We start from the raw sequence: 14238 nt of genomic DNA on the forward strand, positions 1-14238 counted from the left end.
CTCAGCCGGACCCTCCCCCCGAGTGGGCAGACTGCGGACATGGACTGGAACCATTACCGCTTCCGCAGCCTGTGGCCCCTGCCCGCACCCCCCGCCGCCGTCTACGAGGTGCTGCAGCGGCCCGAGGACTACCCGCGCTGGTGGCGCCAGGTCCGCGAGGTGACCCGGCTCGACGACACCACCGGCGTGATCCGGATCCGTTCCGTCCTGCCGTATGACATGACCTTCACGGCGCGCGAGGTGCGGCGCGACCCCGGTGCCGGGGTGCTGGAGATCGCCGTGTTCGGGGACATCGAGGGCCGGGCGCGCTGGACGGTCACCCCGCGCGGGACGGGCAGCCTCGCGCGCTACGACCAGGTGGTGAGCGTCACCAAGCCGCTGCTGAGGCGGTTCGCCGTACCGGGACGGCCCGTCTTCCGCGCCAACCACGCCCTGATGATGCGGTCGGGGCGGCGCGGACTGCTCCGGCACCTGGGAACGGTTTGAAGGAAGCGCGCCGGGACCTGTATTGTTCAGTGCGTTCCCGGGCGATTAGCTCAGTGGGAGAGCGCTTCGTTCACACCGAAGAGGTCACTGGTTCGAACCCAGTATCGCCCACCGGAAACAGCCGGTCCGTCGCAGACGGACCGGTTTTTTCATGCCCGCCCGTGCCCTTCGTCTCCGTCCCGTGCCCCGCGCCTCCGCCCCGTGACTCGCGCCTCCGCCGCGTGCCCCTCGCCTCCGCCCCCAGCCGCGCGCTCAGGCCGCGGCGGGCAGGGTCGGACGCAGCGGCCAGGCCGGATCGACGGCCTCGTCCACGCCGCTGCGCGCGAACCACGCCTGCAGACCCCTGGCCTGCGCCGCGTGCCACACCGCCTGCAGCGTGTGCAGTTCGCCCGGCGCGAGGCGCTCCAGCCGGGACGCGAAGCGGCGGCCCACCGCCCGGGTCACCTCCAGGGCCGCCACGGCGTCCGCCGCCGCGTCGTGCGCGCCCTCCAGGGCGACGCCGTAGTGGGCGCACAGGTCGGTCAGGGTGCGGCGGCCCTTGCGGTAGCGGTCCAGGTGCTTGTCCAGCACCCTCGGGTCGAGCACCAGCAGCGGCGCCGACTCGAACCAGCGGCCGAGCGCCGAGGCGCGATGCCGGCGCAACTCCCGGTCCAGCAGGGTGAGATCGAAAGGGGCGTTCATCACCACGACCGGACGGCCGACATGGGCCTGCTCGGCCAGCGCCTCGGCTATCTCGTACATCACCGGCGCCGGCCACCGGCCGTTGCGCTGCAGGTGTTCCTCCGTCAGCCCGTGCACCGCCGTCGCCCCGGCGGGCACCGGCACCCCCGGGTTCACCAGCCAGCGGCTGACCCGCGGCCGCATCCCCGGGGCGTCCTGCACGACAACGGCGGCCGACACGATCCGGTCGGTCTCGACGTCGACGCCCGTCGTCTCCGTGTCGAAGGCGGCCAACGGCCCCTCGAACCAGCACGTCGTCATAGCCACACAACCCCTCGCTCACCTTCGGCAGTTGACATACCGTCCGCTGCCCGATCCGGTGATACCCGGGCTGTTTGCGCCGTACGCCGGAAGGAGACAACAGGAGTACGGGTCCGTGCAGTTCAGCGGCCCGCAGCGGGGACTCACTCGTTCTGGAAGGCTGTTGGGCCATGGCCATAGCGCAGCCCGAGCGGGGCGGGCTGCTGCCCGGGAGCACGGCACCCTCTCGCGGCTCTCTCGCCACCACCGCCTGCATGGAGACACTGCAGGTCGGCTATCTGCACGCCGTCGCGGCGGCCGCTGGCTGCTCGCTGTCCCAGCCCTTCCCCGACAACGGCATCGACTGGCACGTCAGCCACAGCGCCCCCGGGCACACGGTCGACGACGAGGTCACCATCAAGGTGCAGCTCAAGGCCACCTACCAGGTGCCGCCCCACCCGCCGGGCCGCGCCTTCTCCTTCACGCTCGACAACGACCACCTGGCCAAGCTCGCCCGCACCCCCGTGTCCGTGCACAAGATCCTGGTGGTGATGCTGGTGCCCCGGTCGCAGGACGACTGGCTGCGCGCCGGCCACGACCGGCTCGACCTCAGACACTGCTGCTACTGGACCAACCTCGCCGGCCACCCCGTCACCGGCCGCCGCCGCACCACCGTGCGCATACCGACCGCACGCATCTTCGACGACCGGGCGCTGTGCGAGATCATGACGCGGGTCGGGACGGGAGGAAGACCGTGACGCACCGCCCGACCGAGGAACCGGCCAGGCCCGTCCGGCCCCACCCCGTGGACACCCCCTGGAGCGGCCCGCCGCCCGAGCCCGGCGCGGTCGACCCGGCCGTGCTCGGCGCCCTGCTGCGGCGGCACGGCTGGCAGCGCCGGGGCGGCGCCCCGGGGCGGTACGGCCGCTGGACCCCGCCCGGACCGGGCGGCGGCACGAGCCTGCTGGTGCCCGAGAGCCGCGCCTTCCCCGACAGCGACGACCTGCTCGCCGAGGCCCTGCTCGCCCTCTCCCGCAGCGGCGCGCCCTGCGCCCGCGAGGTGCTCGTCTCCCTCGCCGTACCCAGCGACGAGATCCGCTGGTGGCAGGACGTGCCCGCCGGGCCCGCCGGCGCGGCGCCCTGGACCGCCGAGGAACGGCTGCGCACCGCCGCCCGCCGGACGCTGCTCGCCGCCGCCCTCGCCACCCGCGCGCGGGCCGGCTACCACGGCGCCCGCCACCGCCGCGCCGCCGCGGCGGCCCTGGAGGGCGTCCTCGTCGGCACCGCCACCGGCGGCCGGCTCACCGCCTTCGTGCCCGTCACCGTCGGCCGCCCCCTCGCCGTACGGCTCCACCAGGCCCTCTTCGCCGCCCGGGAGGCCATCGACTACCAGCGCGCCACCGGCGGCATGGACGCCTTCGACGCGGCGGTCGAGGCCGGGGTGAGCCACGAGCTCACCGAGTCCCTCGTGGCCCTCGTCCGGGGCACCGAGGGCGCCCGGATCGCCGTCGCCTGGGCCCCGGCGGCCGGCGCGCCCGAGGGCTGCGCGCCCGGCGCCGAGCCCGTCGAGTTCTCACCCGGCGACCTGCCCGCGCTGCGCGACGCCGGCGCCCGCTACCTGCGCGAGGAGCCCGCCGTACCGGTGCGGATCACCGGGGCCGTCACCCGCATGCGCCGGTCCGGGCCGCGCGGCGAGGGCACCGTACGGCTGCGCGTCCTGGCCGGGGCCGACGTGCCGCACGTCCGGATCACCCTCGACGAGGAGGCGTACCGCATCGCCGGGCACGCCCACCTGGTCGGGCTGCCGGTGCGGGTGCGCGGCAGGCTGGAGAGCCGGGGCGGCTTCCGCCGCCTCACCGGCGCCCACGGCGTCGTCCCCGTCCAGGTCGACGACGCGGAGCGGGACCGGCTGCTGAAGGAGCTCCAGGAGAACCTCGACTTCTTCGAGGAGGCCTGCGCAGGGGAGTGCGGGGACTGATTTCGCCCGGGGTGGTCCCGGGTCGGTACGATCCTTACTCGTGCGTGCGCTCCGGTATGGCGCCGCAGCCCCCTTCAGTCAGGAGAGACCGGTGTCAGACGTCCGTGTGATCATCCAACGCGATTCCGAGCGGGAAGAACGCGTGGTGACGACGGGCACTACGGCCGCCGAGCTCTTCGCCGGCGAGCGCTCGGTCATCGCCGCGCGCGTGGCCGGCGAGCTCAAGGACCTGTCGTACGCGCTGGCCGACGGCGACGAGGTCGAGGGCGTCGAGATCTCCTCCGAGGACGGCCTGAACATCCTGCGCCACTCCACCGCGCACGTCATGGCGCAGGCCGTGCAGGAGCTCTTCCCCGAGGCCAAGCTCGGCATCGGCCCGCCCGTCAAGGACGGCTTCTACTACGACTTCGACGTCGTCAAGCCGTTCACGCCCGAGGATCTCAAGGCCATCGAGAAGAAGATGCAGGAGATCCAGAAGCGCGGGCAGCGCTTCTCCCGCCGCGTCGTCACCGACGAGGCCGCCCGCGAGGAGCTGGCCGACGAGCCGTACAAGCTGGAGCTGATCGGCCTCAAGGGCTCCGCCTCGTCCGACGACGGCGCGGACGTCGAGGTCGGCGCCGGCGAGCTGACGATCTACGACAACCTGGACGCCAAGACCGGCGAGCTGTGCTGGAAGGACCTCTGCCGCGGTCCCCACCTGCCCACCACCCGCAACATCCCGGCGTTCAAGCTGATGCGCAACGCGGCCGCCTACTGGCGCGGCAGCGAGAAGAACCCCATGCTCCAGCGCATCTACGGCACCGCCTGGCCCACCAAGGACGAGCTGAAGGCGCACCTGGAGTTCCTCGCCGAGGCCGAGAAGCGCGACCACCGCAAGCTCGGCAGCGAGCTGGACCTGTTCTCCATCCCGGAGCAGATCGGCTCCGGCCTCGCCGTCTTCCACCCCAAGGGCGGCATCATCCGCCGGGTCATGGAGGACTACTCGCGCAAGCGGCACGAGGAGGCGGGCTACGAGTTCGTCTACACCCCGCACGCGACGAAGGGGAAGCTCTTCGAGACCTCGGGCCACCTGGACTGGTACGCCGACGGCATGTACCCGCCCATGCAGCTCGACGAGGGCGTGGACTACTACCTCAAGCCCATGAACTGCCCGATGCACAACCTGATCTTCGACGCGCGCGGCCGGTCGTACCGCGAACTGCCGCTGCGCCTGTTCGAGTTCGGGACCGTGTACCGGTACGAGAAGTCGGGCGTGGTGCACGGCCTGACCCGGGCCCGCGGCTTCACCCAGGACGACGCCCACATCTACTGCACGCGCGAGCAGATGTCCGAGGAGCTCGACAAGCTGCTCACCTTCGTGCTGGAGCTGCTGCGCGACTACGGCCTGACCGACTTCTACCTGGAGCTGTCCACCAAGGACCCGGAGAAGTTCGTCGGCTCCGACGAGGCCTGGGAGGAGGCGACCGAGACGCTGCGCCAGGTCGCCGAGAAGCAGGGCCTCCCGCTCGTCCCCGACCCGGGCGGCGCCGCCTTCTACGGCCCGAAGATCTCCGTCCAGGCCAAGGACGCCATCGGCCGCACCTGGCAGATGTCGACCATCCAGCTCGACTTCAACCTGCCGGAGCGCTTCGACCTGGAGTACACCTCCGCCGACGGCTCCAAGCAGCGCCCGGTCATGATCCACCGCGCGCTGTTCGGCTCGATCGAGCGCTTCTTCGCGGTGCTGCTGGAGCACTACGCGGGCGCCTTCCCGGCGTGGCTCGCGCCGGTCCAGGCGCTCGGCATCCCGATCGGCGACGCGCACGTCGAGTACCTGGAGAAGTTCGCCGCGGCCGCCCGCAAGCAGGGGCTGCGGGTCGAGGTCGACTCCTCCTCCGACCGGATGCAGAAGAAGATCCGCAACGCCCAGAAGCAGAAGGTGCCCTTCATGGTCATCGCGGGCGACGAGGACATGTCGAACGGCTCGGTGTCCTTCCGCTACCGCGACGGCTCGCAGGAGAACGGCATCCCCTTCGACGAGGCCATCGCGAAGATCCAGAAGGTCGTCGAGGAGCGCGCGCAGGTCTGACCGCACGGCGCACGGCCCCCGGGGGCGATCCCGGGGGCCTTTGCCGTCCCCCCAGCTCGACGCCATATGCTGCACTGCATGACGAGTGAGCCGGAGCAGCAGCTGGGAGTGGGGACGCAGGACGCGTTCCAGCGTCTGTGGACGCCCCATCGGATGGCCTACATCCAGGGCGAGAACAAGCCGACCGGCCCGGGCGCCGGCGACGGCTGCCCCTTCTGCTCGATCCCGGCCAAGTCCGACGAGGACGGCCTCGTCGTCCGCCGCGGCGAGCAGGTCTACGCGGTGCTCAACCTCTACCCGTACAACGGCGGGCACCTGATGACCGTGCCCTACCGGCACGTCGCCGACTACACCGACCTCACGGCCGCGGAGACCGCCGAGCTGGGCGAACTCACCAAGCAGGCCATGACGGCCCTGCGCACCGCCTCCGGCGCGCACGGGTTCAACATCGGCATGAACCAGGGCTCGGTCGCCGGCGCGGGCATCGCGGCGCACCTGCACCAGCACATCGTGCCGCGGTGGGGCGGGGACACGAACTTCATGCCGGTCGTGGGGCACACGCGGGTGCTGCCGCAGCTGCTCGCCGACACGCGGAAGATGCTGGCGGAGGCCTGGCCGGCCGTGTGAGCCCGTCCGGCGCTCGAGGACGAGGCCGTCCAGGCGACGGGGGCCCGGGGGTCCGGGGGCCAAGCCCTCCAGCGGCCCCGGGCCGATCGCCTACGCGTCGTAGACGTCGGCCTTCTTCGGCGAAGCCTCCTGCACCGCCCCGCTGAGCGCCGCCGACCGCGCCCCGAACTTCTCCACGTTCACGCCGTTCTCCCGCAGCACCTTCAGCGCGGCGGCGTGCACCACCCGCAGCACCGGCGTCGCCGCCCGCAGCGCGTCGTCCGCCATGAACCGGTGCCGCCACGGCTGGTCCGCCCACGCGTGCCGCAGACCGAACGGCTCCGGCAGCGTCAGGCTTCCGCCGAGCCAGTTCAGCAGCGGCGGGTACCAGGTCAGCGGGGCCCGCGCGGCCAGCCGCACGACCTCGTCGGCGTCGATCAGCGGGAGCTTCACCGTGCGGGTCTCCCAGAAGCGGAGCGCCTTCTGCACCGTCTTCTCCCTGGCCGCCGGCTTCTCGTTGAACAACGAGTTGACCGGGCCCAGGGCATGACCGGTGACCTCGATGCGCAGCGTGTCGTGCAGCACGGTCACCGTGATCAGCATCGTGATCACCAGATGGCCGTCCCACAGGGTCCACTGCACGCCCAGGTAGTGCCGGTCGCCGCTGCCGAACTGCTGCTTGTTGCAGATCTCCTGTATGGCGTGGTTCCGGACCGTGTACGCCTCGACGTCCGTGCCGCTCGGGCGGGACACCTCCGTCGCCTTCTCGCCGATCGGCGTGACGACCCAGTGCGTGATGGTCGGCTTGGGGAAGCCGCCGGTGTTGATGGACGTGCGTTCCAGCATGCCCAGGCCGCCCTGGATCGCCACGATGACGTCCCAGCTGCGGAAGGGGTGGAAGTCCTTGCCCGGCTCGGCGGAGACCAGCTCCTCGGCCAGCTGCCAGCTGCCCCAGCGCGTGCCCATGCCGAGGATGCCCTTGGGACCGGCGTAGAAGGCCGAGTTGGAGCGCTGCTCGGCCGCGAGCCGGGCCAGCTCCTTGCGGACCTGCTCGGCCGCGTCCCCCGGCGTGCCCGGCACCGCCTCGGGGATCTTGGCGCCGACGCCGCCGCCGGACAGCAGACTCGACCAGCGCTCGCGCAGGTCGCGGGCCGTGCGCTCGCAGATCTGCTTGGCCCAGAACCAGCCGACCACCGGCATGACGATCGCCAGGCGCGTGTACCACGCCCAGAACCCGCTGAACGGTGTGCGGATCAGGAACAGCACGGCCAGCGCGCCCACGGCGACCAGCAGCGTCGTGGCCAGGGCGCCGGCCCGCTTGTCCTCCCGCTTGGCCATGGTCGTGCGCAGCGTGAACACCAGCAGCCACACCAGGAAGCCGGGCAGGAAGAGCAGCCCGCAGACGACCGTGATCGCCGAGAGCATGTTGTCGCGGTCGCGGCGGATGCGGTGCGCCGCCAGGCAGTGCTCCACGACGACCTGCGGCTCGATGCCGAAGGACTGGATGACCGGCTTGCGCCCGGCCCCCAGCATGCGGTCGATGATCGCGCGGGAGAACGCCTCACCGAACCGGGGGCGGAAGATCTTCGCCCAGGGGCGCGGCGGGGTCACCTTCGACTGGTGCCACTCGTTGTCGGCGTTCAGGATCTTGGTGACCTCGTCGTCCCGGTACGCCGCCGCGGCCAGCGCATACGTCGCCGCCGTCTGGCCGCTCGCGCCCGCCACGGGCACCTGGGCCCCGGGACTGAAGTCGAATCCGTCCGTCACTGCCGCCCCCATCGCTGCCGCATCTGCATCTGCGGCCTTCCCGACTTCCGCGCTCCGCACACCTGTTGATCAGGTCATCAGCGTATCGGCATGCTCCCGCGACCGTCGGCGGACGGCACGCAAGCCGCCCGCCGACCCGGAACGGAGCCCTCGAGGGGGCAGTTGGAGGCTCCGGGGCGCCAACTACGAAGCCGCGCGCGCCTCTTCGCGCACCCGGTCCGCGACCTGCTGCGGCATCGGCTCGTGGCGCGCGTAGCGGCGGCTGAAGCGGGCCGTGCCGTGGGTCATCGACCGCAGGTCGATCGCGTAACGGCCGATCTCGATCTCCGGCACCTCGGCCCGGATCAGGGTGCGCCCGCCGGGCGTCTGCTCGGTGCCCAGCACCCGGCCGCGCCGGCCCGACAGGTCGCTCATCACGGCGCCCACGAAGTCGTCGCCGACCAGCACCGACACCTCGGCCACCGGCTCCAGCAGATGGATCCTCGCGTCGGCCGCGGCCTCCCGCAGCGCCAGCGCCCCGGCCGTCTGGAACGCGGCGTCGGAGGAGTCCACCGAGTGCGCCTTGCCGTCCCGCAGCGTCACGCGCACGTCGATCAGCGGATGCCCGGCGGCGACCCCCTTGGCGGCCTGGGCCCGCACGCCCTTCTCCACCGACGGGATGAACTGCCGGGGCACCGCGCCGCCGACGACCTTGTCCACGAACTCGATGCCGGAACCGCCCGGCAGCGGCTCGACCTCGATCTCGCAGATGGCGAACTGCCCGTGCCCGCCGGACTGCTTGACGTGCCGGCCGCGCCCGGCGGCCTTGGTCGCGAACGTCTCGCGCAGCGACACCCGGTGCGGCACGACGTCGACCTGGACGCCGTACCGGCTGCGCAGCCGCTCCAGGGCCACGTCCGCGTGCGCCTCGCCCAGACACCACAGGACCACCTGGTGGGTGTCCTGGTTCTGCTCAAGACGCATCGTCGGGTCCTCGGCGACCAGCCGGGCCAGCCCCTGTGACAGCTTGTCCTCGTCCGGCTTGCTGTGCGCCTGGATGGCCAGCGGCAGCAGCGGGTCGGGCATCTGCCACGGCTCCATGAGCAGCGGATCGTCCTTGGCGGACAGGGTGTCGCCGGTCTCGGCGCGGCTCAGCTTGGCCACGCACGCCAGGTCGCCGGCGATGACGTGCGACACCGGGCGCTGCTGTTTGCCGAACGGCGTGGACAGGGCGCCGATCCGCTCGTCGACGTCGTGGTCCTCGTGGCCCCGGTCGGCCAGCCCGTGCCCGGAGACGTGGACCGTCTGGTCGGCGCGCAGGGTGCCGGAGAAGACGCGGATCAGCGACAGCCGGCCCACGTAGGGGTCCGAGGACGTCTTCACGACCTCCGCGACCAGCGGCGCGTCCGGGTCGCAGGGCTTGAGCTCGCGCGGCTCGCCGTCGATCGTGGTGACCCGCACCGTCCCGTGCTCCAGCGGCGTCGGGAAGCCGCCGGTGATCAGCTCCAGCAGCTCCACCGTGCCGAGCCCCTGCCGGGCGCCCTCGGCCGCGGGGGCGGCGGCCAGGACGGGGAAGAAGACCCCGCGCGCCACGGCCCGCTCCAGGTCGTCGACGAGCGTCTCCACGTCGACCGGCTCCCCGGCGAGGTAGCGGTCCATGAGGGTCTCGTCCTCGCTCTCCGAGATGATCCCCTCGATCAGCCGGTTGCGGGCCTCCTCGATGAGCGGCAGCTGCTCCTCGCCCGGCTCCGACTCCTTGCGCTCACCGGTCGAGTAGTCGAACAGCTTCTGCGACAGCAGCCCGATCAGCCCGGTCACGGGCGCGTGCCCGTCGGGTGCCTGCGGGCCGTGCAGCGGCAGGTAGAGCGGCAGGACCGCGTCGGGGTCGTCCGCGCCGAAGGCCTCCGCGCAGATCCGCGTCATCTCCTCGAAGTCGGCCCGCGCCGCCTCCAGGTGCGTGACGACGATGGCCCGGGGCATCCCCACGGCCGCGCACTCCTCCCACACCATGCGCGTCGAGCCGTCCACACCGTCCGAGGCCGAGACGACGAAGAGGGCCGCGTCCGCCGCCCGCAGACCGGCCCTGAGCTCACCGACGAAGTCGGCGTAGCCGGGGGTGTCGAGGAGATTGACCTTGATGCCGCCCCACTCGACGGGCACCAGGGAGAGCTGGACCGAGCGCTGCTGCCGGTGCTCGATCTCGTCGTAGTCGGAGACGGTGCCGCCGTCCTCCACGCGGCCCGCCCGGTTCACCGCCCCCGCCGTCAGCGCGAGGGCCTCCACCAACGTCGTCTTGCCCGATCCGGAGTGGCCGACCAGCACCACATTCCGTACGGACTGGGGGTGGTCGGCCGCCTGTGCCCTGCCGGCGGCCCCGGGGTGTGTCTGTGCCTTGTCGCCCATGATCCTGCCTCCCGTGCACGGTGAGGTCACTGGGGGCGCGGACAGCCGGATCCGCGTGCGGTGCGGCTCCGGCGACGCCCGCGGTCTTTCGACCTTCCCACTGTCGTCACGGTGCGTCCATACGAACGACGTCACCCCGCCGCCCACCGGCGTCTCGCGGGTTCCCCCGAAAGGGGTCCGGGTGCCCGCCCCTCGCCGCCACGCGCGCGTGGCTACGATGGGCCAGCCGGTGGCCAGCAGGGGCCAGACGGCGACACCGACCCTCGGGAAGGCCATGCTGAACAAGTACGCGCGTGCATTCTTCACGCGTGTCCTCACACCGTTCGCCGCGTTTCTGATCCGCCGGGGCGTCAGCCCCGACACCGTCACGCTCATCGGCACCGCCGGAGTGGTCGCGGGCGCGCTGGTCTTCTACCCCATGGGCGAGTTCTTCTGGGGCACGGTCGTGATCACGCTGTTCGTGTTCTCCGACCTCGTCGACGGCAACATGGCCCGCCAGCTGGGCCGCTCCAGCCGCTGGGGCGCCTTCCTCGACTCCACGCTCGACCGGGTCGCCGACGGCGCCATCTTCGGCGGTTTCATCCTCTGGTACGCCGGCGGCGGCGACGACCTCGTGCTGTGCGCCGTGTCGATCTTCTGCCTGGCCAGCGGGCAGGTGGTGTCGTACACCAAGGCCCGCGGCGAGTCGATCGGCCTGCCGGTGGCGGTCAACGGGCTCGTCGAGCGCGCCGAGCGGCTGGTGATCTCCCTGGTCGCGGCCGGTCTGGCGGGCCTGCACGCGTTCGGTGTCCCGGGCATCCAGTACCTGCTGCCCATCGCCCTGTGGATCGTCGCCGTGGGCAGCCTCGTCACACTGATCCAGCGGGTCGTCACGGTCCGCCGGGAGTCCGCCGAGGCCGAGGCGGCCGCGGCCGCGCAGGACCGCACCGCCGCGCGGGACGACGAGGGCGAGCAGCACAACGCCTCCCACGGGAGCGAGGCGGCCACGTGAGCGCCCAGGACCGGCTGACCGACGCGCTGTACGGCCTGGGTTGGAGCACCGTCAAGAAGCTCCCCGAGCCGGTCGCCGTACGGCTCGGGCGCACCATCGCCGACGCCGCCTGGAAGCAGCGCGGCAAGGGCGTGCGGCGCCTGGAGAGCAACTACGCGCGCGTGGTGCCCGGCGCGAGCCCCGAGCGCCTCGCCGAGCTGTCCCGCGCGGGCATGCGGTCGTATCTGCGCTACTGGATGGAGTCCTTCCGCCTCCCCGCCTGGAGCAGGGAACGCATCCGGGCGGGGGTCGACGTCAAGGACCTGCACCACCTCACCGAGGGCATGGACGCGGGCAGGGGCGTGATCCTCGCCCTGCCGCACCTGGCCAACTGGGACCTGGCCGGAGCCTGGGTCACCACCGAGCTCGGCATCCCCTTCACCACGGTCGCCGAGCGGCTGAAGCCCGAGACGCTCTACGACCGTTTCGTCGCCTACCGCGAAGGGCTCGGCATGGAGGTCCTGCCGCACAGCGGCGGCAGCGCCTTCGGCACCCTGGCCCGGCGGCTGCGCGACGGCGGCCTGGTCTGCCTGGTCGCCGACCGCGACCTGTCCGCCTCGGGCGTGGAGGTGGAGTTCTTCGGCGACACCGCCCGGATGCCGGCCGGACCGGCCCTGCTCGCCCAGCAGACGGGCGCCCTGCTGCTGCCCGTCACCCTCTGGTACGACGACTCGCCCGTGATGCGCGCCCGCGTCCACCCGTCCGTCGAGGTGCCCGAGTCAGGCACGCGCGCCGAGAAGACGTCTGTCATGACACAGGCGCTGGCCGACGCCTTCGCCACCGGCATCGCCGACCACCCGGAGGACTGGCACATGCTGCAGCGCTTGTGGCTCAAGGACCTCGACCCCGCGAAGGGGCGCCCGTGAGGATCGGCATCGTCTGCCCCTACTCCTGGGACGTGCCGGGCGGGGTCCAGTTCCACATCCGCGACCTCGCCGAGTACTTCCTGCGCCTCGGCCACGAGGTGTCCGTCCTGGCTCCCGCCGACGACGACACCCCGCTGCCGCCGTACGTCGTCTCGGCCGGGCGCGCGGTGCCGGTGCCGTACAACGGCTCGGTGGCCCGGCTGAACTTCGGTTTCCTGAGCGCCGCCCGGGTGCGCCGCTGGCTGCACGACGGCGCGTTCGACGTGATCCACATCCACGAGCCGACCTCGCCGTCGCTGGGCCTGCTGGCCTGCTGGGCCGCCCAGGGCCCGATCGTGGCGACCTTCCACACGTCCAACCCGCGCTCCCGCGCGATGATCGCCGCCTACTCGATCCTGCAGGCAGCCCTGGAGAAGATCAGCGCCCGGATCGCGGTGAGCGAGTACGCCCGCCGCACGCTCGTGGAACACCTCGGCGGGGACGCCGTGGTGATCCCCAACGGCGTCGACGTCGGCTTCTTCGCCGAGGCCGAGCCCAAGGCCGAGTGGCAGGGCGGCACGATCGGCTTCATCGGGCGCATCGACGAGCCCCGCAAGGGCCTGCCGGTGCTGATGAGGGCCTTGCCGAAGATCCTCGCCGCCCGGCCGGAGACCCGGCTGCTGGTCGCCGGACGCGGCGACGAGAAGGAGGCGGTGGAGTCCCTGCCCGTCGAGCTGCGCCCCCGCGTGGAGTTCCTCGGCATGATCAGCGACGAGGACAAGGCCCGCTTCCTGCGCAGCGTCGACCTGTACGTCGCGCCCAACACCGGCGGCGAGAGCTTCGGCATCATCCTCGTCGAGGCCATGTCCGCGGGGGCGCCCGTCCTCGCCTCCGACCTGGACGCCTTCGCCCAGGTCCTGGACCGGGGAGCGGCCGGTGAGCTCTTCCCCAACGAGGACGCCGACGCCCTCGCCGACGCCGCCCTCCGCCTCCTGGACGACCCCGGGCGTCGCGCGGAACTGCGCGACCGGGGCAGCGCGCACGTGCGCCGCTTCGACTGGTCGACGGTCGGCGCGGACATCATGTCGGTCTACGAGACGGTCACGGCGGGCGCGGCGGCGGTGGCCGAGGACGAACGAACCAGCGGCTTGTGGAGCCGGTTGGGGCTGGCCAGGGACTGACCATCGGAGCGGGCTTCGGCCGGCCGGGAACTGACGACCCGGCGCGCGAAGCACGCCGCGCACAGCCGGGGCGGCACCCCGGCCCACCCGGCCCGTTCGCCCACCCGGCCCGTTGTCCCACCCGGCCCGTTCGCCCGCCGGGGACCAGACCGCGCGGCCCCATCGCCCGGCCCGTCCACCGCTCGGCGACGAGGCCGTTCAGCCCCACAGCCGGGGGTCCGGGGGCGGCAGCCCCCAGGAGGGCCGGGCCGGGTCCCACCCCGGCAGGACGCCCGGCCGACCCGGCGGAGCACCCCGGCAGGACGCCCGGCCGACCCGGCGGAGCACCCCGGCAGGACGCCCGGCCGACCCGGCGGAGCGCCCCGGTAGCCTCTTGGCCCGTGACCGCAACCCTCATCTGGATCCTCGTCGCCCTCGTGGCGATCGGCCTGTACCTGAGCTGGACGGCCGGGCGACTGGACCGGCTGCACGCACGCATCGACGCCGCCCGCGCCGCGCTCGACGCGCAACTGCTCCGACGCGCCTCCGTCGCCCAGGAACTGGCCACCTCCGGCGTGCTGGACCCGGCCGCCTCGATCGTCCTCTACGAGGCCGCGCACGCCGCCCGGCAGGCCGAGGAGGAACAGCGGGAGGTCGCCGAGAGTGAGCTGAGCCAGGCGCTGCGGGCCGTGTTCGGGGAGCCGGCCCAGGTGGAGGCGGTGCGCGGCGCGCCCGGGGGAGAGGAGGCGGCACGGGAGCTCACCGAGGCGGTCCGCAGGGTCCCGATGGCCCGGCGCTTCCACAACGACGCCGTACGCGCGGCCCGCGCCCTGCGCCGGCACCGCAAGGTGCGCTGGTTCCGCCTGGCCGGTCACGCGCCCTTCCCCATGGCCTTCGAGATGGACGACGAACCTCCCGCGGCTCTGGTGGACCGGGCCGCCTAGCCCGCCCGGGCC

Annotated in this window: 12 protein-coding genes and 1 tRNA gene; 10 read left to right on the forward strand and 3 right to left on the reverse strand. The window is 72.8% G+C overall.

Annotated elements, in window-relative coordinates; genetic code table 11:
• Nucleotides 1-39: 39 nt before the first annotated feature.
• Both ACIGAN_RS19495 and ACIGAN_RS19500 read left to right on the forward strand, forming a co-directional pair.
• Nucleotides 40-486 (forward strand): SRPBCC family protein, encoded by a 447-nt coding sequence (locus ACIGAN_RS19495; RefSeq protein ID WP_399858987.1) that lies wholly within the window; start codon nt 40-42, stop codon nt 484-486.
• Between the two features lie 39 nt (nt 487-525).
• A tRNA-Val gene (locus ACIGAN_RS19500) sits at nt 526-597 on the forward strand.
• A gap of 141 nt (nt 598-738) precedes the next feature.
• Here the strand turns inward: ACIGAN_RS19500 and ACIGAN_RS19505 are convergent.
• Entirely contained in the window at nt 739-1467 is a 729-nt protein-coding gene (locus tag ACIGAN_RS19505; RefSeq protein WP_399858988.1) for a 3'-5' exonuclease, read from the reverse strand.
• A 170-nt stretch (nt 1468-1637) separates the two neighbouring features.
• Here ACIGAN_RS19505 and ACIGAN_RS19510 point away from each other — a divergent pair, with 170 nt between their 5' ends.
• The 4 genes from ACIGAN_RS19510 (at nt 1638) to ACIGAN_RS19525 (ending at nt 6119) form a co-directional block, all read left to right on the forward strand.
• Entirely contained in the window at nt 1638-2204 is a 567-nt protein-coding gene (locus ACIGAN_RS19510) for a DUF4365 domain-containing protein (RefSeq protein ID WP_399858991.1), read from the forward strand.
• A complete protein-coding gene (locus tag ACIGAN_RS19515) occupies nt 2201-3424 on the forward strand; it encodes a hypothetical protein (RefSeq protein WP_399858993.1) in 1224 nt (407 codons plus the stop codon). Before ACIGAN_RS19510 ends, ACIGAN_RS19515 begins: the two co-directional genes overlap by 4 nt.
• A 91-nt stretch (nt 3425-3515) precedes the next feature.
• Nucleotides 3516-5492: a threonine--tRNA ligase gene (thrS, locus tag ACIGAN_RS19520; RefSeq protein ID WP_399858996.1), complete on the forward strand. Its 1977-nt coding sequence runs from the start codon at nt 3516-3518 to the stop codon at nt 5490-5492.
• Between the two features lie 66 nt (nt 5493-5558).
• Entirely contained in the window at nt 5559-6119 is a 561-nt protein-coding gene (locus ACIGAN_RS19525) for an HIT family protein (protein ID WP_344544450.1), read from the forward strand.
• A gap of 90 nt (nt 6120-6209) precedes the next feature.
• On the opposite strand, the gene ACIGAN_RS19530 is transcribed toward ACIGAN_RS19525, so the two are convergent.
• Both ACIGAN_RS19530 and ACIGAN_RS19535 read right to left on the reverse strand, forming a co-directional pair.
• Nucleotides 6210-7877: a hypothetical protein gene (locus tag ACIGAN_RS19530; protein ID WP_365097083.1), complete on the reverse strand. Its 1668-nt coding sequence runs from the start codon at nt 7875-7877 to the stop codon at nt 6210-6212.
• Between the two features lie 171 nt (nt 7878-8048).
• Nucleotides 8049-10247 carry an elongation factor G-like protein EF-G2 gene (locus ACIGAN_RS19535; RefSeq protein WP_399858999.1) on the reverse strand — a complete coding sequence of 733 codons (2199 nt, stop codon included), beginning with the start codon at nt 10245-10247 and terminating at the stop codon, nt 8049-8051.
• Nucleotides 10248-10464: 217 nt separating this feature from the next.
• Here ACIGAN_RS19535 and pgsA point away from each other — a divergent pair, with 217 nt between their 5' ends.
• The 4 genes from pgsA (at nt 10465) to ACIGAN_RS19555 (ending at nt 14226) form a co-directional block, all read left to right on the forward strand.
• Entirely contained in the window at nt 10465-11238 is a 774-nt protein-coding gene (gene pgsA / locus ACIGAN_RS19540; RefSeq protein ID WP_365742865.1) for a phosphatidylinositol phosphate synthase, read from the forward strand.
• Nucleotides 11235-12143 carry a phosphatidylinositol mannoside acyltransferase gene (locus ACIGAN_RS19545; protein WP_365742831.1) on the forward strand — a complete coding sequence of 303 codons (909 nt, stop codon included), beginning with the start codon at nt 11235-11237 and terminating at the stop codon, nt 12141-12143. The genes pgsA and ACIGAN_RS19545 overlap by 4 nt, the downstream gene beginning before the upstream one ends.
• The gene (locus tag ACIGAN_RS19550; RefSeq protein ID WP_365097091.1) at nt 12140-13303 is read left to right on the forward strand and encodes a glycosyltransferase family 4 protein; all 1164 of its coding nucleotides are present in this window, start codon (nt 12140-12142) and stop codon (nt 13301-13303) included. The genes ACIGAN_RS19545 and ACIGAN_RS19550 overlap by 4 nt, the downstream gene beginning before the upstream one ends.
• 380 nt (nt 13304-13683) lie before the next feature.
• The gene (locus ACIGAN_RS19555; RefSeq protein ID WP_365097094.1) at nt 13684-14226 is read left to right on the forward strand and encodes a hypothetical protein; all 543 of its coding nucleotides are present in this window, start codon (nt 13684-13686) and stop codon (nt 14224-14226) included.
• Nucleotides 14227-14238: the final 12 nt, after the last annotated feature.

The organism is Streptomyces sp. NPDC085931, from assembly GCF_044540565.1.
In the GTDB taxonomy this organism is placed as follows: domain Bacteria; phylum Actinomycetota; class Actinomycetes; order Streptomycetales; family Streptomycetaceae; genus Streptomyces.